The sequence below is a fragment of the Nocardia sp. NPDC055053 genome, from assembly GCF_053608285.1.
The window spans coordinates 1-17,333 of record NZ_JBSGVD010000012.1 but is presented as its reverse complement, the minus strand read 5'-3'; the positions used below and the strand labels follow the sequence as shown (position 1 = coordinate 17,333).

Here is a 17,333-nt window from a genome sequence, read left to right as displayed (position 1 = left end):
ATTCCGCTAGCGCCGCCGGGTGCCGAAGATACTGCGACTGATCTCGCGACCGGCGGCGCTCGCTGCTGACCGCAGGAAGCTCTTTACCGCCGGGTTTTTCATGATCCGCTCGGCCGCCGAGTCCTCTTCCTGCGGTGCTTGCGCGCGCCCCGGCGCCTGCGGCGTCTCGGGCGCCGGAGCCGCGGCGGCCACACTGGCCAGCAGCATTTCGTAGGCCGACTCCCGATCGATGCTCTGCCCGTACTTACCCTGTAGCGCGCTCGACAGCGCCTTGGATTTGATCCGGTCGTCGCCGATGGTGTCCATCAGCGAACGCGGCGGCGCGATCTTGGTCCAGGCGACCGGTGTCGGCGCGCCCTTCTCCGAGAGCACGGTGACGATCGCCTCGCCGGTCCCCAGCGAGGTCAGCGCTTCCTCCAGGTCGTAGACCGTCGACTTCGGATAGGTCCGCACCGTCTTGGCCAGCGCCTTCTGATCGTCGGGGGTGAACGCGCGCAGCGCGTGCTGGATCCGGGCGCCCAGCTGCGACAGCACCGGATTCGGGATGTCGGTGGGCAACTGGGTGCAGAAGAACACACCGACGCCCTTGGACCGGATCAGCTTCACCGTCTGCTCGACCTGCTGCAGGAAGGCCTTGGACGCGTCGGCGAACAGCAGGTGCGCCTCGTCGAAGATGAAGACCAGCTTCGGCTTGTCGACGTCACCGACCTCGGGCAGCGTCTGGAACAGGTCGGCGAGCACCCACATCAGGAAGGTGGAGAACAGCACGGGCCGCGCCGCCTGCTGGCCGAGCTCGAACAGTGTGATCACGCCCTGCCCGCCCGCGGTGCGCAGCAGGTCGGCGGGGTCGAGTTCGGGTTCGCCGAAGAACGTGTCGCCGCCCTCGGCTTCCAGATTCACCAGGGCGCGCAGGATCACGCCCGCCGTCTGCGCCGAGACACCGCCGATGCCCTTGAGATCTTCCTTGCCCTCGGGGCTGGTGAGGTGGGTGATCACCGCGCGCAGATCCTTCAGATCCAGCAGTGCGAGGCCACGCTGGTCGGCCCAGTGGAAGATGAGCCCGAGGGTGGATTCCTGGGTGTCGTTGAGGCCGAGCACCTTGCTGAGCAGGATCGGGCCGAACGAGGTGATCGTCGCCCGGATCGGCACGCCGATGCCGCCGGTGCCGAGCGAGACGAACTCGGTGGGGAACCCGCTCGGCGCCCAATCGCTCGCGCCGGTCTCGGCGGCGCGGCCGCGGATCTTCTCGTTGTCCTCGCCCGGTTCGCTCAGCCCCGACAGGTCGCCCTTCACATCGGCCATCACCACGGGAACGCCCGCGCGGGACAGCTGTTCGGCGATGCCCTGCAATGTCTTGGTCTTGCCGGTGCCGGTGGCGCCGGCGACGAGTCCGTGCCGGTTCATCATCCGCAGCGGAATGCGCACGCGCGCCGCGGGATCCGCCGCACCGTCGACCATCACCGTGCCGAGCTCGAGCGCCGGCCCGTCGAACGCGTAACCCGCGGCGATCTCCCCGGCCTCGCCGGATGCGGCCGGCCCGGTGTCGGCGGCGGCTTCCTTCTCCGCTGCCTCCGCCGCCGCGGCCGCTTCGGCGGCGACCCGCGCGGCCTCCTCGGCCGCCTTGCGTGCCGCTGCCGCCTTCTCCTTGGGGGTGGTCATTCGCGCGTCCTCCGTCTGGTCATGACTGCCGTACGCAAGAAATGCTCGAAACGTCTGCGGGGAATTCCAAGCAAACTGTATCGCCCGTTAGGGTGACTCAGGTGTCCGACAAACTCTTGGTCTGGATGGATTGCGAGATGACGGGGCTCCGTCTCGACAGCGACAAGCTGATCGAGATCGCCGCGCTCGTGACCGACAGCGACCTGAACATCCTCGGTGACGGTGTCGACATCGTCATCCACGCCGACGACGCCGCACTCGCCTGCATGCCACCGGTCGTCGCCGACATGCACGCGAAATCCGGTCTCACCGAAGAGGTCCGGCGTTCCACCGTGACCATCGAGCAGGCCCAGGCCGAGGTGCTCGACTACATCCGCCAGTACGCGCCCACCGCGCGCACGGTGCCGCTGTGCGGTAACTCGATCGCCACCGACCGCGGCTTCATCGCCCGCGACATGCCCGAACTCGACGAGCACCTGCACTACCGGATGGTCGACGTGAGCTCGATCAAGGAGCTGTGCCGCCGCTGGTACCCGCGGATCTACTTCGGCCAGCCGGAAAAGGGCCTCGCGCACCGCGCCCTGGCCGACATCAAGGAATCCATCCGCGAGCTCGAGTACTACCGCCGCACCGCGTTCGTGCCGCTGCCCGGACCCTCCACCACCGAGATCGCGGCGGTCGCCGAAGCCGTCACCGAGGCCATCGATGTCACCGGATCAAGCCCCCGACCAGCGGATTAGGGCTTGGAGGCCGAGACAAGCTAGTATTTACCGCGCCGGTGAATAACCGGTGATGGTGACTGTAGTTCAGTTGGTAGAGCACCAGGTTGTGATCCTGGCTGTCGCGGGTTCGAGTCCCGTCAGTCACCCCGAACAGAAGGGCCGGTCCGCGAGGACCGGCCCTTCTGCGTTTCACGGGCACTGGCGGGGATGTCACACTCGCCGGTCCTCTGTCGTCGACTCGGTGGACAACCGAGAGAAATGAGGATTCGGCCATGGGTATCGACGAACTGCGCGGCGCCGTCCGCGGGACGGTGTTCCTGCCGGGCGACCAGGGCTTCGACCAGGCAGCCCGACCGTGGAACGTGGCGGTGACGCAGTCGGTCGCGGCCGTCGTCGAGGTCGCCGACGCCGGCGACATCGCGGGCGTCGTGCGCTACGCCCGGCGAGCAGGCCGCACGGTGGTGACCCAGCCGACCGGCCATGGCGCCACCGGCGACATCGAGGACACGATCCTCGTCCGCACCGGCAAGCTCGACAGCATCGCGATCGACCCCGACCGGCGCCTGGCCCGCGTCGGTTCCGGCGCGCAGTGGGGACGCGTGCAATCCGCGGCCGCCGCGCACGGACTGTCCGGCCTGGCGGGCAGCAACCCCGTCGTCGGTGTGACCGGATACACCCTCGGCGGCGGGTTCGGCTGGCTGGCCCGCGCGCACGGCTGGGCGGCGAACGCGGTCCGCGCGGTCGACCTCGTCGATGCCGCAGGCGAACAGACCAGGGTGACCGCCGACTCCGACCCTGAGCTGTTCTGGGCCCTGCGGGGCGGCGGCGGCGACTTCGGGATCGTCACCGCGCTCGAGTTCGATCTCGTCGAACTGCCGCAGCTCTACGGCGGCCGGGTGAGCTGGCCCGCCGAGCAGACCCGCGCGGTGTTCGAGATGTTCACCGCGCTCACCGCCGACGCGCCCGCCGAGCTGTCTGTGTGGTTGCAGCGCTACCAGATCCCCGGCGCGGCGCCGACGGTCGCCATCGACTTCGCCTACCTCGGTGATCCGGCGCAAGGACATGCGCTGACCCGCGTCCTCGACACCATGCCCGGCACTCTCGCCGATACCCGTGGGGCGATGACGCCGGACCAGATCGGCACCATCACGGCCGAACCCACCGATCCGAGCCCGTCCCTGTCGCGCGGCGAACTGCTCACCGATCTCGGCGACGCGGTCGTGAAGACGATCATCGACGCACCCGTTGCCCCGCTGCTCAACATCCAGATCCGCGGCCTCGGCGGCGCGCTGGCCCAGAGCGGCCCGGACGACGGCGCGCGCGGAAAGGTCACCGAGCCCTACGCGCTCTATCTGCTCGGCCTCGGCCTGCCGCACCTGATCGACGACGTCACGGCCGGTTTCGCCACGATCCTGGACGGACTCGGCCCGCACATCACCGGCGCCAAGCCCTACACCTTCCTCGCGCCCGGCGAATCGGCCAGCGCGGCCTTCGACGAGCCGACGCTGACCCGGCTCCGCGAGATCAAGCGAGCCCGCGACCCGCACAACACCCTGCGCGCCAACTTCCCTGTGCTGGAGTGACGCCGGCCGGGCCCGTCACCCGGCGACGCGGCCGGCGCGGTGCCTGCGCACCGCAGATCGGTTCGCGCACGCCGGGCTGCAGAAACGCTGGCTGCCGTTGCGCGAGGTGTCGGCGTACACCCGCGCACACCCTTCGGCCGCGCACTCACCGAGCCGGTCCATCCCCAGCCCGGTCAGGTGCAGTGCGGTGCCGACGGTGATCAGCGCGGCGACCTGGCGATCGGTCGGCACTCCGGGGTCGCGGAAATGCAGGTGCCAGCCGTCGCCCGCGTGGTCGGTCAGGCGGGGCGCCGAGGCGTACTCGGCGAGCAGCACGTTGAGCGATGCCGCGCGTTCGGTCCGGTCCGCACACGCCACCACCCGCCGCCAGCGCGCCAGGAACGCCGTCACCGACGCCAGATCGTCGTCCGTCGGCGCCTTGGACAAGACAAGGCCCGCCGCGGCACAGCGCTCGCCCAGCTCCGCGGCACTCCCACACGGCTCGTTGAGCAGGTCGACGCCGAGCTGCACCGGCTCCCGCCCGTAATGGTTGTAATGCACAATGCCATTACATCAGACTCGAAGCATGAGCAGCCACACCACGCACACCTGGCGGATCGAGTCCTGCCACCGCACCAGCGAGGGCCTCATCGCCTACCAACGGTGCCGCTGCGGCGCCCGACGGGTCGTCGTCGGCGACCCCGGCGTCAGCATCTCGGCCGAACTCCACGGCGCCGACCACGGACTAGCCGCCACGGCGTAGCTCGCAGGTGGCCGGTGCCATGACGAACATCACGTTTGACCGCTACACTCTGGACCACTGCCCAGATGTGGGGCATATCTCTCAGTGCTCGACCGGAAAGACCCCTTGATGAAGCGTTCCACCGTCGTCGCCGCCTTCGCGGCCGCCACCGCGCTCGGCCCGATCGCGGGGACCGCGGCGGCCGAGTCGCCCGGCCTGCCCCTGTCCCCGTATGTCGCCGCCGCGCCGACGGCCACCGGCGATTTCGGCCTGCCGACCGAGCAGCCCGAGTCCGGCTCGGCGCAGAGCGGCTCCACCACCGGCGTCGAGACCACCGGCTCCTCCGGCACCGGCTCGGCCGGCCTGCCCAACCTGGACCGGCTGCTGTTCGGCGGCCGCATCCTGTGCGGCGCACTCGGCAGCGCGCTCGCCGTCGCGGGCGAGGCGATGATGGACTGCAGCGACCTGCCGACACCCGCCTGAACCACCCGTTCACCAACATTCACAAGCAAAGGGCCACCGGAAATTTCCGGTGGCCCTTTGCTTTTCGCGAATCAGCCGCGAGGATCAGGCGGCGTCGGCGTTGCCCGCCTTCCATTCCGGCCACGGAATGTTCCAGTCGCCCAGACCGTCGACACCGGACAGGGTGCCGCCGACGGTGTTCTTGATGATCGTGATGTCACCACGCTTGGCGTTCTCGTACACCCAGCGCGCGTTCGCCGGGCTCAGGTTCAGGCAGCCGTGGCTGGCGTTGGAGTAGCCCTGCTGCCCGATCGACCACGGGGCCGAGTGGAAGAAGATGCCGCTGTAGGAGATTCGCGTCGCGTAGTCGACCGGGGTGCGGTAACCGTCCGGCGAGTTCACCGAGACGCCGTAGGTCGAGGAGTCCATGATGATCTTCTCGTGCCGGTCGCTGACGATGTAGATGCCGTTGTCGGTGGGCGTGCTGTCCTTGCCCATCGAGGTCGGCATGGTCATGATCACCTGGCCGTTGCGCTCCACCGTCACCTGGTGGGTGTTGTCGTCGGCGGTGAAGACCTGCGCGTCACCGATGGTGAAGAACGAGTGGATGTTGTCCTGGCCGTAGAGCCCCTTGCCGAGGTCCTTGCCGTAGACGTTCACGTCGATGGTCACCTTGGTGCCCGGTGCCCAGAAATGCTCTGGCCGCCACCGCACTTCGCGATTGTTCACCCAGTAGAAAGCGCCCTCCACAGCGGGCTCGGTGGTGATCTTGATGGCGTCCTGCGCCGCCCGCCGATCGGGGATGTTCTCGTCGAACTGGATGGCCACCGGCTGACCGATGCCGACAACCTCGCCCTCGCCGGGGAGCAGGTAGGGCTTGGTCTGGCTGTTCGGCGAGCTGGTGGTGAAGCTCAGGGTCGACGAGTTCACCCCGCCGAGGCCGATCGCCGACGCCGTCAGGTTGTAGGTCTTGCCGTAGCCGAGCACCTCGGTGGTCGCCCAGGAGCGGCCGTCGGACGCCAGCCGCCCGGAGACCGGGCGGCCTTCCTTGTTCGCGAGCGTGACCTCGGTGAACTTGCCGTCTTCGACCTGGAAGGCCAGCGGCATGCCGGGCGAGACGCCGACCTGCCCGTCCTTGATCGTCGACACCAGTTTCGGCTTGATCAGCTCGGTGATCGGGTTGCGGTCGATCGCGACCTCGACCCCAGCTCCCTCCGCCGCCGAGCACGCCGACGCCCCCAGCGCGAACACCGCGAGCAGTGCCACCGGAACGATCGTCCGCAGCGACCGAGGTCGCCCCCGCTTCTTACCCATGTCAACCCCGTTTCCGTACCGACGCAATAACGTGTGTGCGCCGCAGATCCCACCGACGCCTATCGTTCGTGCCATCCGCGTCGGCGGGGGCGACCGAGATCGTCGTCCCGCCATTCTGCCAGCCCGCCCGGTCGTGACCAACGGGATAGACCCCGCGACACGACCAAGTCACAATCGTTAGATACGTGCCGGGGCCCGTATCGTTAACACTTCGAAGAGCCTCGCATTGTTGCTGGTCAGAGCCCGATTTCACTTTCCGGCCCCAAGCCTGTTAATGTTTGTTCCGCACCGGAGAGCGGGGCGAACGGAGAAGCCGAGAGGCTCTCTCCTAGAGTCGCGATCCGAGCAAACCAAGCGCCATTAGCTCAATTGGCAGAGCAGCTGACTCTTAATCAGCGGGTTCGGGGTTCGAGTCCCTGATGGCGCACAGCAGACCGCATCCCGGCAGTTACCGAAACTGCCGGGATGCGGTCTTTCTGCGTCAGGTCTCAGCGTTCGGCAACGGTCACGATGTCGTTATCGAATCGACCTGGACAACGGCACTCAACGCCACAGCAGTCCCGATCCGGACACGCTGGAGCTGCGCAAATGATCGCGAAACCCGATTTGGGCAAACTTTTTCTGTGACGCGCGGCACATCCGAATCAGCAGTAAACCCCCTGCATAGATAACGATTCCGCAACTGCCCGGTGGAGCGACCAAGATCGTCGGCGTTTGCCGTTCAGGTTTCGTTCACCTTGCGTTAACCCGTCGTGACCATTCTGCAATCAGGTCACAAACAGACCTGCGGTTTGGTTAGCCCCGAGGTATCCAACTTCCGGAGCACGAGAACCGAACAGCGCGTGGTCTCCCCGCAGCCAGCTGTGGAGCACCGTGCGACGCGCGGACCGCCGACGAGCGAGTCCGACCCCGACAGCGTCGCACATTCCCATACAGACAGAAACAACACATCGCCTGACCGGCGTGCGCCGCTGCGCGCGCTGCGCGATCCACCGAGCCCCTACCAGGGCCTGCGTCGCCAGACAGAGATGAAGGAACAGAAAAGCAATGCTCAACAAAGACAAGCTCAGCACCGTTATCGGCCGTCGTTCGCGCCGTGAGGCGTTCACCGTGGCGGTCGCCGCGGTCGGTCTGGTCGCCGTAGCCGCGTCCTCCGCCGTCTCCTTCGCCGACGACAGCGTGCCCGAGCGTGCAGCCATGGTCGTCGAGCAGGCGGAGAGCATCCCCGCCGTCGGCGCCGCCCCCGCCGTCATCGAGGCGATCCCCGCTCCGGCCCCCGCGCCTGCTCCCGAGGCCGCTCCGGCCCCCGCGCCTGCTCCCGAGGCCGCCCCGGCCCCGATGCCCGAGCCCGCCCCGGCCCCGCCGGTGTACGCGGACAACCTGGACGGCTGGATCCGCGAGGCCCTCGACATCATGGCCGCCAAGGGCATCCCCGGCAGCTACGACGGCATCCACCGCAACATCATGCGCGAGTCGACCGGTAACCCCCAGGCGATCAACCTGTGGGACTCCAACGCCGCGATGGGCATCCCCTCCAAGGGCCTGCTCCAGGTGATCGACCCGACCTTCGCCGCGTACCACGTCGAGGGCACCCCGTTCGACGTCTGGAACCCGGTCTCCAACATCGTCGCGGCCTGCAACTACGCCGCGCACCGCTACGGCTCGATGGACAACGTCAACAGCGCCTACTGAGCCACCTGACGGGTGAACGCCCGCGCCCCGGTCATCGCCGACCGGAGCGCGGGCGTTCGTCGTAGGATGGGCCTGTGCCAGACAGCGCCGATCAGGCACCCGATCACGCGCATTCCGACGCGGCCACCGCGAGCCGCGCCACCAAGGCCCGCCGCCTGGCCGGCTACGCCTGGTCCCGCGATATCCGCGGTGCCGAACTACTCGACCTGTCCGCGTCCGCCCTGCGCAAACTGGCCAGGGCCGCCGACACCAATCCACCCAGCACCGGTGAGACCTGGCAGGTGGTCGCGGACCTGCTCGACCAGAAGGACGCGTGGGCCGCGCGCAACCCCGGTCACGCCGCCGCGGTGCGCACGCACGCGGACGAGAAGCTGCTCTGGGTGAAACCACCCGTCAAGCCATGGGCGGCCGAGTCCTGAGCCCGCGCTGTCAGGAGACGACGAGGCCGATCGCCAGCGCGAACATGATCACCGCGATCAGCGAATCGAGAACGCGCCACGCGGCAGGCCGCTCGAACAGCGGTCCGAGGCGGCGCGCGCCGTAACCCAGCGCCAGGAACCAGACGACGCTGGCGACCATCGCGCCCGCGGCAAGGAACCAGCGATCCGGACTCGCGTAGGTGCTCGCGAAGGAACCGAGCAGCACGACCGTGTCCAGGTAGACGTGCGGATTGAGCCAGGTCAGCGCCAGGCAGGTGAGCACCGAGGCGCCGACGGCCACCGAGGCGCCCGCGGCTTCGGCGATCAGCGCCGACGAACTCATCGCCCGCCGTACCGCCAGCACCGCGTACCCGATCAGGAAGGCCGCGCCCGCGTACCGGGCCACGGTCACGATGGCGGGCACCGCCTCGACGACGGTGCCGAAGCCGGCGACTCCCGCCGCGATCAGCACGATGTCGGAGACGGCGCAGACGGCGATCACCGGCAGCACATGCTGACCGCGCACTCCTTGGCGCAGCACGAACGCGTTCTGCGCGCCGATCGCCACGATGAGCGAGAGACCGAAACCCAATCCGGAGAGGGCGGCCAGTGCCGCGGAAGATGCCGTCACGTCTTTCGACGTTAAGAGACCATCAATTTTCAGGCCAGCTAATGATTCTTCACTACCATTAGAATCACTGATGTGGATCTGCAACTGGACCAGTTGCGCGCGCTCGACGCGGTGCTCACCGAGGGCACCTTCGAGGCGGCGGCGCGACGGTTGAACGTCACCCCGTCGGCGATCAGCCAGCGGATCAAAGCGCTGGAGGAGGCGGCGGGCCGCATCCTGGTGCAGCGCTCGAAACCGGTGCGCGCCACCGAATCCGGGCTCGCGGTGCTGCGGCTCGCGCGTCAGGTCGCGTTGCTCACCGGTGACACCGCACGCGAACTCGGCGACACCGATCGGCCCGCGGGCCGCCCCGCCAGGATTCCGATCGCCGTCAACGCCGATTCGCTGGAGACCTGGGTGATGCCCGCCCTGGCGGGGGTGCGCGGCCGGATCTACTTCGAACTGCACCGCGAGGACGAGGAACACACCACCCGGCTGCTCCGCGACGGCACGGTGATGGCCGCGATCACCGCGACGGCGACTCCGGTGCAGGGCTGCAAGGTCGAACCGCTCGGCGCCATGCGGTACCAGCCCCTCGCGACCCCCGATTTCGCGCGGTACTGGTTCCCCGACGGCGCACGCCCCGGCTCGTACGCGGACGTGCCGATGATCCAGTTCGACCGCAAGGACGACCTGCAGTTGCGGCACGTCCGCGGCCGGTCGTCCCGGCCGATCGATCCCCCTATGCATTTCGTACCGTCCTCCAACGCCTTCGGCGACGCGGTGCGGCTCGGCATGGGCTGGGGCATGCTGCCGGATCTGCAAACCGAAGAGGACAGGTCCGCGGGAACTCTCGTCAACCTCGACGGCCGGTCCCACATCGATGTGCCGCTGTACTGGCAGCAGTGGAAGCTCGACTCCCCCGCGCTGAGTGCCGCGGCGCAAGCCATCGCGACAGCCGCGGCGACCAAGCTGATCCAGCTGTCGTGAACGGAGTCAGGCCGCTCGATGAGCGTGGGTGATCAAGCGGCGCAGAGGAATTCGACGAGTACGCGATTGATCTCGTCGGGCTGTTCGAGGTAGCCGTAGTGCCCGCAGCGCTCGATCTCGGCATAGCGGGCGCCCGGAATCACCTCGGCGACCTCGCGGCAGAACCGCGGCGGCACCATCTGGTCGTCGGCGAACCCGACGACCAGGCTGGGCACGGTGATCCGCCGATACGCCTCGCGCCGGTCCTGCGACCGATCCAACCCCAGCTGCGCGCGGGTGCCCGGAGTGCCCTTGCCCGAAGTGAATTCGAAGATGTCGAGCCATTCCTGCGCCTTGCCCGGGTCGGCCAGGGTATGCGGGGACAGATTGAGCATCGCCTTGACCGCGGCCGCGTACTCCGGCGGCAGCTGGATCCCCTTGTCGAACAGCGCCTGCTCACCCCGGTTGAGCGTGCTCGCCGGCGGATGCGGACGCGCCGTGGCGGCGAACATGACCGCCTTGCCCAGCAACTCGGGCCGCGCCAGCGCGAGCTCGGCCGCCACCCGCGCCCCCATCGACGTACCCACCACATGGGCGGGCACCCCCAGATGCTCGATCAACGCCGCGGTGTCACCGACCAGGTCGGCCATCGTGATCCCCGCCGCCGACTCCGAAGACGGCGCGATCCCCCGATTGTCGACCGTGGCGACCCGGAACCCCGCCTTGACCAGGGCAGGCACCTGATAGGTACGCCAGACACGGCCAGGACTGCCACTCCCCATCACGAGCAGAACCAGCGGCCCCGACCCGGTGACGTCGTAGTTGAGCTGAATGCCGTTGAGCGAGACGATGGGCATAGGCCGGAACCCTACCGCGCCCTCCCGGACACCTGAGTCATGCGGACCAGGTCGGACCTCGTCGACGAACGACCAGCAGCTCAGCCCGCGGTCGCGGCGAAATACGCGGTGCGCACGGCGACCTGCGGTGGTGGCGGGAAGTCCGGGTTGCCCGAGCCGAGTGGGCCGACGGCCACCTGCCAGGTGGTCGACGAGGTGTCGATCGCGGTGCGGGCGTTCGACGGTTGCAGGACCACGTCGTTGCCGCCGGTGCAGGAGTACGCGCCGACCAGGCCGTCGGAGCGGCCGCCCCACGCGCCGCCGACGCGGATGCGGCAGTGGCGGCCGTCGGCCAGTTCCAGCGCCCAGGGTTCGGGGGAATCGGTGCGGGCGACCGGAGTGAGGGGCGGGGTCACCGTGTAGCGGCGCAGGGTGCGCTGCCAGGGGTCGTTCGCGCACAGGAGGGTGGTGTTGCCGGGTGGGGCCCAGCAGACATCGGCCGAATCGGCGGAGGCCCCGCAGCCGGAGTAGATGCCCTGGGTGTTCGCCGAACGGCTGGGCTGGGGGTATTTGCAGTCCAGCGCACCGAACGGGTCGGGGCTGGTGACGGTGAACCCGTCGCTGGGCTGACCCGCGGCGTTCACGGCCACGACCGAGACGATGGCGGTCGCCTGTCCGGGCGACGAAGTCACCACTGGCGAGGTTGACGTGACGGGTGCCCCTGATTGCCCGCTCGCCTCGGCATGCGTCGCCGACACAGACGAGTCCTCGGACGGCGCGGACGAGCACCCGGCGAGCAGAACCACACCCACCGCGGCTACGACACCGGCGAACCTAGCTCGAACGTTCATGGCCACCCCTCGGTCCGACGAGCTCCGACCCTCGACTGTGCATCGGCCCGAGACGCGAAACCGTTAACCGGGCAACGATGTTCGGTCGTCGCTCACCGCGATCACCTTCTCCGACAGTGTCCGCAGCGCGGTGCTCTCCCGCTGGGTCAACCGGTCGACGAACAGGTCACGCACCAGCTCGACGTGCTCGGGCGCGGCCCGGCCGAGCACCGCGCGGCCCTCCTCGGTCAGCGAGACCACGATCCCGCGGGCATCGTCCTCGGCGGGCCTGCGGTCGACGAGTCCGCGCGCCGCCATCCTGGCGAGCTGCTTGGAGAGCCGGGACTTGTCCCAGCACACCTCGCCGGCCAGTTCCTTGGCCCGCATGCACCCGTTCGGCGTCGCCGACAGCGGCACCATCAGCTCGTAGTCGGCCATCGACAGACCGTGCTCGGCCAGGCCCGCCGCGATCGCCGCGTCCAGACGCTGGCGCATGCGGATATAGGCCTGCCAGGTCTGCTGCTCTTCCTCGGACAACCATCGGGTCACGGGAATGATCCTAGAACCCATTTGGTTGACATGGAAACAAAGCACTCGAGGACCAGGAGGCGCATCCCATGCCCGCAATCACCGTCGACGACATCATGGTGCTGCCCCGGCTGCCCCGCCCCGATGTCACCGAGACCCAGCGATCCGTCCGCCAGATCGTCACCGCGTCGCGCCAGCGGGAAGGCGCGGGCTTCGAGGTGACCCGGCCGTTCCCGAGCGTCGACCTGCGCTCGGCCGACCCCTTCATCCTGCTCGACCAGATGGGCCCCGTCGCCTACGAGCCCTACGAGGCCAAGGGCGCGCCCTGGCATCCGCATCGCGGCTTCGAGACCGTCACCTACATGCTCGACGGCACCATGGTCCACCACGACTCGCAAGGTGGCGGCGGCGTCATCAGCGAGGGCGACACACAGTGGATGACCGCGGGCTCCGGCATGCTGCACGACGAACTGCCCGAGGAGAAGCTCGTCATCTCCGGCGGCACCTTCCACGGCATCCAGCTGTGGGTCAACCTGCCGCGCGCGAACAAGTTCGCCACCCCGCGCTACCAGGACCTGCGCGCCGGTGAACTGACCCTGGTCAGCTCGCACGACGGCGGCGCGCTCGTCCGCGTCATCGCCGGTGAGCTCGCCGGTTTCGCCGGCCCCGGCTCCACCTACACCCCGATCGCCTACGCCCACGCCTCGCTCGTACCCGGCGCGCAGCTGGAGACTCCGTGGCCAACGAACTACACCGCGATGGCCTACGTGCTGTCGGGCAGCGGCACCGCCGGCGTCGATCGCAGGCCGATCGGCACCGGGCAGCTGGTGGTCTTCGGCAAGGGCGACGCGATCACGCTGACCGCCGACACCGCCCAGCACAGCACCACCGGCGATCTCGAGGTGCTGCTGCTCGGCGGAATGCCGTTGCGCGAACCGGTGATCCAGTACGGGCCGTTCGTCATGAACACCCGCGAGGAAATCATCGAGGCGATGGAGGACTTCCAGGCGGGCCGGATGGGCACCATCCCGGCCGAGCATCTGACCGGACGACGCCTGGGCGAATAACCGACCGCCTGTCGCGGCGATCTGCTAGGGCCCGCGCGGTTGACAACCGGACGCCCCGTCACAAAGGTGGACGGGGCCGCCCGGCCACGAAGTGCCCGGGCCCACAACCGAACCGCCGCAGACATAGAGGAATCAATGAACGTTCGCCGGCTTACCGTCAGCCTCGCCGTCGCAGGGCTGTCCCTGCTCGCCGCCCCCGCCGCCCACGCCGATCAGGTGACCGGGTCCTCGGGCACCGGCTCTTCCAGCTTCGATTCCATCCTGAACGCGACCGGCTCGGCCAACCTGGTCCAGACCGGTTCGGCCGGCGGTGCCTTCCGCAACTGCGACGAGGCCATCGCCGCGGGCCGCGCCCCGCTGTTCCGCGGCGAGGCGGGCTACTCCCCGCACCTCGACCCCGACGGCGACGGGTTCGCCTGCCCGACGGTCTGAGGTAGTACCGAAAAAAGAACACCCGATGTGGCGGCTGCCGCATCGGGTGTTCTTTGTGTGTCGCCGGAATTCAGCGACGGAAGATCTTCACCAGGACCAGGCCCGCCACCAGGGCGCCCGCGCCGATCAGTGTGTATTTGACCTTCGGCTCGTTCAACTTGGCGACCACGATCGCCTTGGTGTCGTCCGCGATCCGCTGCGGATCGGCGCGCACCGCCAGTTCGTCGAGTGTCGTCGCCAACCGGGCGCGCGCGATTTCGATCTCGCGCTCGATCCGGTCGGTGTCGTCCTTGGCCACCGTCACCTCCAGTATGTGTCTGCTCGCCGACGAGTCTATCCATGCCTTCACCGGACCCGGTCGGTTACCGTGCGGTGGTGACCGACAACCATCGCCTCTCCCCCGGAGACACCGCACCCGATTTCACGCTGCCCGACGCCGACGGCAAGGATGTGTCGCTGTCGGACTACCGCGGACGCAAGGTGATCGTCTACTTCTACCCGGCCGCGAGTACCCCCGGCTGCACCAAGCAGGCCTGCGATTTCCGCGACAATCTGGCCGAACTCGGCGGCGCGGGCCTCGACGTCATCGGCATCTCGCCGGACAAGCCGGCCAAGCTGGCCAAGTTCCGTGACGCCGAGGGCCTGAACTTCCCGCTGCTGTCGGACCCCGAGCGCCAGGTGCTCGAGGAGTGGGGCGCGTTCGGCGAGAAGATGATGTACGGCAAGACCGTCACCGGCGTGATCCGCTCGACCTTCCTGGTCGACGAGCAGGGCAAGATCGAACTGGCCCAGTACAACGTCCGCGCCACCGGCCACGTCGCCAAGCTGCGCCGCGACCTGTCGGTGTAGTCAGCCGAAGGTGCGGATGAAGACCTCGTAGCCGTCCAGCAGCCGCGCCAGACCGAACTCGAAATCGGCTTTGTCCCAGTCGATCTCGTCGTCGTGGAAGGCGGAGGCGGACAGCGCGGCCGACACCGAGGGAAAGCGCTGCGGGTCGAGCACCCTGGCCATCACCGAGGCGAAGTCGCCGTCCTCCTCCGTCTGCAGGTCCCGCACGGCCCGGCGCTTGCCCACCACGAACATCGACAGGTTCATCACGAGCTGGAGCTTGATCGGCTCGGGGACCGCCGTCTCGCCGAGTAGCCGGAGACCGGCGTCGAGCCAGGCCATGTTGTTGGGCCCCATCGGCGGCCGGTTCAGCGGGATGTCCACCCACCACGGGTGACGGCCGATCCGCTCGAACTCCGCGCCGGCCCACCGCTCGAGACCAGGCCGCCACGGCGTTCCCGCCGCGATCGCGGGCGGCTCGCCGACCACCCGGTCCATCAGCAGATCGATCAGCGTGTTCTTGCTGTCGACATAGCGATACAGCGACATGGCGGTGAAGCCGAGTTGCTTGGCGACCCGGTTCATCGACAGCGCCGCGTACCCCTCCGCGTCGGCCACCGCGACGGCGGCGTCCAGGATCTGATCAAGGGTGAGTCCGCGCCGTGGCCCGCGCGCGCCGGGCTGCTCGAGCCCCCACATCAGCTCGACCGACTTCGGTAACGCCGTGTCGCCGGACGTCGTCATCTGCTCCCAGCCTCCTCCGCTCCCCTCGACTCTAGCCGGGCGGCCTCTTGCGCCCATGAACTGCTTACTCTATAAACTATGTTTATTCCATAAACAGTTTCTCGATCGGAGAACTCATGACGCTCGAACCATCGCCCGCGCTCTCGGTCCACGGGCTGCGCAAGGCCTTCGGCGCGCGGGTCGTGCTCGACGACCTCGACCTCGAGGTCGAATCCGGCACCGTCTTCGCCCTGCTCGGACCGAACGGCGCGGGCAAGACCACGCTGGTCCGCATCCTGGCCACCCTCATCCGGCCCGATCACGGCGACGTGCGCGTCTTCGGGCACGACGCCGTGCGCGCGGCCGACACCGTCCGCGGCCTGATCGGTGTCACCGGGCAGTACGCGGCCGTCGACGGCGTGCTCACCGGTGCCGAGAACCTGCGGCTCACCGGCAGACTGCTGCACCTCGGCACCGCCGAGACCCGGCGACGCGGCGTCGACCTGCTCGACCGCTTCGAGCTCACCGCCGCCGCCGACCGGCCGGTCTCCGCCTACTCCGGCGGCATGCGCCGCAGGCTCGACCTCGCCATGAGCCTGATGGGCAGGCCACGCCTGGTCTTCCTGGACGAACCGACCACCGGCCTCGATCCGCGCAGCCGCCGCGACCTCTGGGCCGGGATCCGCGAACTCGCGGCCGAGGGCACCACCGTCTTCCTCACCACGCAGTACCTCGAGGAGGCCGACCAGCTGGCCGACCGGATCGCCGTGCTCGACGGCGGGCACATCGTCGCCGACGGCACGCCGGAGGAACTCAAACGCCTCGTCCCCGGTGGCCACATCCGGTTCCGTTTCGCCGATCAGCGCCTGCTCACCGCCGCCGCGCACGCCGTCGGCGACCACGGCCACCTCGACGCCGAGCAGCTGACCCTGCAGGTGCCCTCGGACGGCAGCGCGGCCGAGATCAAGCGGCTGCTCGACCGTTTCGCCGAGCTCGACATCGCCATCGACCAGCTCAGCGTGCACACCCCCGACCTCGACGACGTCTTCTTCGCCCTGACCGGCCGGGCCGACCGGGCCGCGTCGGCCGCCTGAGCCCTCCACCGAAACGAGACCGACCATGACCACCCAGTCCCCCACCCTGCGAGCCCTGCACACCGCCCAGGACTCGATCACCATGCTGGACCGCAATATCCGGCACACCGTGCGCAGTCCCGACACGATGATCATGACCATCGCGCTGCCGGTGATGATCCTGCTGATGTTCGTCTACGTCTTCGGCGGCGCGATGGACGCCGGCCCGGGGCCCTACATCGACTACGTGGTGCCCGGAATCATCCTGCTGTGCGCGGGTTTCGGCGCCTCGACCACCGCGGTCGCGCTCTCGACCGACCTGGCCGAGGGCATCATCGACCGGTTCCGCACCATGGCCATCGCCCGGTCGGCGGTGCTCACCGGACACGTCGCCGAGAGCGTGCTGCGCAATCTGCTCACCTCCGCCGTCGTGATCGGGGTGGCGGTGGTGCTCGGCTTCCGGCCGACCACCGACCCGCTGCGCTGGCTGGGCGTCGTCGGGGTGCTGGCGATGTTCGTCTTCGCGCTGTCATGGCTCGCCGCCGCCCTCGGCCTGCTCGCCCGAAACCCGGAGGCGGCCAACGGCTTCACCTTCTTCTTCATGTTCCTGCCGTACGTGAGCAGCGCGTTCGTGCCGACCGAGACGATGCCGACCTGGTTGCACGCCTTCGCCGAGCACCAGCCGGTGACCCCGGTGATCGAGACGATGCGCGGCCTGCTCATGGGCACGCCGATCGGCGACAGCGCGCTGCTGGCCGTGCTGTGGTGCGCCGGCATCGCCGTCGCCGGATATGCCGCCGCCGGTGTGCTGTTCCGGCGCCGAACCAGCGTCTGACAACGGAATGAGCGAGGGGCCGCGCGGTAT

At 68.7% G+C, this 17,333-nt stretch carries 21 protein-coding genes and 2 tRNA genes; 14 read left to right on the top strand and 9 right to left on the bottom strand.

Going from position 1 to position 17,333, the window contains the following annotated elements:
* Positions 1-6: 6 nt before the first annotated feature.
* On the bottom strand, positions 7-1,659 hold the full coding sequence (locus ACWF82_RS14925; RefSeq protein WP_452501464.1) for a helicase HerA-like domain-containing protein: 1,653 nt from the start codon (positions 1,657-1,659) through the stop codon (positions 7-9).
* A gap of 101 nt (positions 1,660-1,760) precedes the next feature.
* On the opposite strand from ACWF82_RS14925, the gene orn reads away from it, so the two are divergent.
* The 3 genes from orn (at position 1,761) to ACWF82_RS14910 (ending at position 3,964) form a co-directional block, all read left to right on the top strand.
* Positions 1,761-2,399, top strand: coding sequence for an oligoribonuclease (gene orn, locus ACWF82_RS14920; RefSeq protein WP_189032886.1), 639 nt, complete (start codon positions 1,761-1,763; stop codon positions 2,397-2,399).
* A gap of 55 nt (positions 2,400-2,454) precedes the next feature.
* Positions 2,455-2,527, top strand: a tRNA-His gene (locus ACWF82_RS14915).
* A 126-nt stretch (positions 2,528-2,653) separates the two neighbouring features.
* The gene (locus tag ACWF82_RS14910) at positions 2,654-3,964 is read left to right on the top strand and encodes an FAD-binding oxidoreductase (RefSeq protein WP_452501462.1); all 1,311 of its coding nucleotides are present in this window, start codon (positions 2,654-2,656) and stop codon (positions 3,962-3,964) included.
* A gap of 15 nt (positions 3,965-3,979) precedes the next feature.
* Here ACWF82_RS14910 and ACWF82_RS14905 read toward each other — a convergent pair whose 3' ends face one another.
* Complete coding sequence (locus tag ACWF82_RS14905; protein WP_452501461.1) at positions 3,980-4,504, bottom strand: CGNR zinc finger domain-containing protein; 525 nt, start codon at positions 4,502-4,504, stop codon at positions 3,980-3,982.
* A gap of 25 nt (positions 4,505-4,529) precedes the next feature.
* On the opposite strand from ACWF82_RS14905, the gene ACWF82_RS14900 reads away from it, so the two are divergent.
* A complete protein-coding gene (locus tag ACWF82_RS14900) occupies positions 4,530-4,706 on the top strand; it encodes a hypothetical protein (RefSeq protein ID WP_452501459.1) in 177 nt (58 codons plus the stop codon).
* Positions 4,707-4,814: 108 nt separating this feature from the next.
* Entirely contained in the window at positions 4,815-5,168 is a 354-nt protein-coding gene (locus ACWF82_RS14895) for a hypothetical protein (RefSeq protein WP_189032880.1), read from the top strand.
* A gap of 84 nt (positions 5,169-5,252) precedes the next feature.
* Here the strand turns inward: ACWF82_RS14895 and ACWF82_RS14890 are convergent, their stop codons facing one another.
* The gene (locus ACWF82_RS14890) at positions 5,253-6,461 is read right to left on the bottom strand and encodes a L,D-transpeptidase (RefSeq protein WP_452501457.1); all 1,209 of its coding nucleotides are present in this window, start codon (positions 6,459-6,461) and stop codon (positions 5,253-5,255) included.
* Between the two features lie 354 nt (positions 6,462-6,815).
* Between ACWF82_RS14890 and ACWF82_RS14885 the strand changes: the two genes are divergently transcribed.
* The 3 genes from ACWF82_RS14885 (at position 6,816) to ACWF82_RS14875 (ending at position 8,572) form a co-directional block, all read left to right on the top strand.
* A tRNA-Lys gene (locus tag ACWF82_RS14885) sits at positions 6,816-6,888 on the top strand.
* Between the two features lie 620 nt (positions 6,889-7,508).
* Positions 7,509-8,153 (top strand): transglycosylase SLT domain-containing protein, encoded by a 645-nt coding sequence (locus ACWF82_RS14880; RefSeq protein WP_452501455.1) that lies wholly within the window; start codon positions 7,509-7,511, stop codon positions 8,151-8,153.
* A gap of 74 nt (positions 8,154-8,227) precedes the next feature.
* Positions 8,228-8,572, top strand: a complete 345-nt coding sequence (locus tag ACWF82_RS14875) for a hypothetical protein (protein ID WP_452501453.1) — start codon at positions 8,228-8,230, stop codon at positions 8,570-8,572.
* 10 nt (positions 8,573-8,582) lie between these two features.
* Here the strand turns inward: ACWF82_RS14875 and ACWF82_RS14870 are convergent, their stop codons facing one another.
* Positions 8,583-9,203, bottom strand: a complete 621-nt coding sequence (locus tag ACWF82_RS14870; protein WP_452501452.1) for a LysE/ArgO family amino acid transporter — start codon at positions 9,201-9,203, stop codon at positions 8,583-8,585.
* A 72-nt stretch (positions 9,204-9,275) separates the two neighbouring features.
* On the opposite strand from ACWF82_RS14870, the gene ACWF82_RS14865 reads away from it, so the two are divergent.
* Positions 9,276-10,172: a LysR family transcriptional regulator ArgP gene (locus ACWF82_RS14865; protein WP_452501450.1), complete on the top strand. Its 897-nt coding sequence runs from the start codon at positions 9,276-9,278 to the stop codon at positions 10,170-10,172.
* 32 nt (positions 10,173-10,204) lie between these two features.
* On the opposite strand, the gene ACWF82_RS14860 is transcribed toward ACWF82_RS14865, so the two are convergent.
* From ACWF82_RS14860 to ACWF82_RS14850, 3 genes are all read right to left on the bottom strand, one after another.
* Complete coding sequence (locus ACWF82_RS14860) at positions 10,205-11,008, bottom strand: alpha/beta fold hydrolase (RefSeq protein WP_452501449.1); 804 nt, start codon at positions 11,006-11,008, stop codon at positions 10,205-10,207.
* A gap of 80 nt (positions 11,009-11,088) precedes the next feature.
* Positions 11,089-11,679 (bottom strand): hypothetical protein, encoded by a 591-nt coding sequence (locus tag ACWF82_RS14855; protein ID WP_452501447.1) that lies wholly within the window; start codon positions 11,677-11,679, stop codon positions 11,089-11,091.
* A 222-nt stretch (positions 11,680-11,901) separates the two neighbouring features.
* Entirely contained in the window at positions 11,902-12,366 is a 465-nt protein-coding gene (locus tag ACWF82_RS14850; RefSeq protein ID WP_378847696.1) for a MarR family winged helix-turn-helix transcriptional regulator, read from the bottom strand.
* Positions 12,367-12,434: 68 nt separating this feature from the next.
* Here ACWF82_RS14850 and ACWF82_RS14845 point away from each other — a divergent pair, with 68 nt between their 5' ends.
* Both ACWF82_RS14845 and ACWF82_RS14840 read left to right on the top strand, forming a co-directional pair.
* The gene (locus ACWF82_RS14845) at positions 12,435-13,412 is read left to right on the top strand and encodes a pirin family protein (RefSeq protein WP_452501445.1); all 978 of its coding nucleotides are present in this window, start codon (positions 12,435-12,437) and stop codon (positions 13,410-13,412) included.
* A gap of 135 nt (positions 13,413-13,547) precedes the next feature.
* A complete protein-coding gene (locus tag ACWF82_RS14840) occupies positions 13,548-13,844 on the top strand; it encodes an excalibur calcium-binding domain-containing protein (RefSeq protein WP_379039782.1) in 297 nt (98 codons plus the stop codon).
* A 70-nt stretch (positions 13,845-13,914) separates the two neighbouring features.
* Here the strand turns inward: ACWF82_RS14840 and ACWF82_RS14835 are convergent, their stop codons facing one another.
* Positions 13,915-14,148 carry a DUF3618 domain-containing protein gene (locus ACWF82_RS14835; RefSeq protein WP_373291758.1) on the bottom strand — a complete coding sequence of 78 codons (234 nt, stop codon included), beginning with the start codon at positions 14,146-14,148 and terminating at the stop codon, positions 13,915-13,917.
* A 71-nt stretch (positions 14,149-14,219) separates the two neighbouring features.
* On the opposite strand from ACWF82_RS14835, the gene bcp reads away from it, so the two are divergent.
* Complete coding sequence (gene bcp, locus ACWF82_RS14830; RefSeq protein ID WP_452501443.1) at positions 14,220-14,693, top strand: thioredoxin-dependent thiol peroxidase; 474 nt, start codon at positions 14,220-14,222, stop codon at positions 14,691-14,693.
* Here the strand turns inward: bcp and ACWF82_RS14825 are convergent, their stop codons facing one another.
* Positions 14,694-15,416, bottom strand: a complete 723-nt coding sequence (locus ACWF82_RS14825; RefSeq protein ID WP_452501441.1) for a TetR/AcrR family transcriptional regulator — start codon at positions 15,414-15,416, stop codon at positions 14,694-14,696.
* Between the two features lie 116 nt (positions 15,417-15,532).
* Here ACWF82_RS14825 and ACWF82_RS14820 point away from each other — a divergent pair, with 116 nt between their 5' ends.
* Together ACWF82_RS14820 and ACWF82_RS14815 are read left to right on the top strand one after the other, a co-directional pair.
* The gene (locus ACWF82_RS14820) at positions 15,533-16,489 is read left to right on the top strand and encodes an ATP-binding cassette domain-containing protein (RefSeq protein WP_452501439.1); all 957 of its coding nucleotides are present in this window, start codon (positions 15,533-15,535) and stop codon (positions 16,487-16,489) included.
* A gap of 25 nt (positions 16,490-16,514) precedes the next feature.
* A complete protein-coding gene (locus ACWF82_RS14815) occupies positions 16,515-17,303 on the top strand; it encodes an ABC transporter permease (RefSeq protein ID WP_452501437.1) in 789 nt (262 codons plus the stop codon).
* Positions 17,304-17,333: the final 30 nt, after the last annotated feature.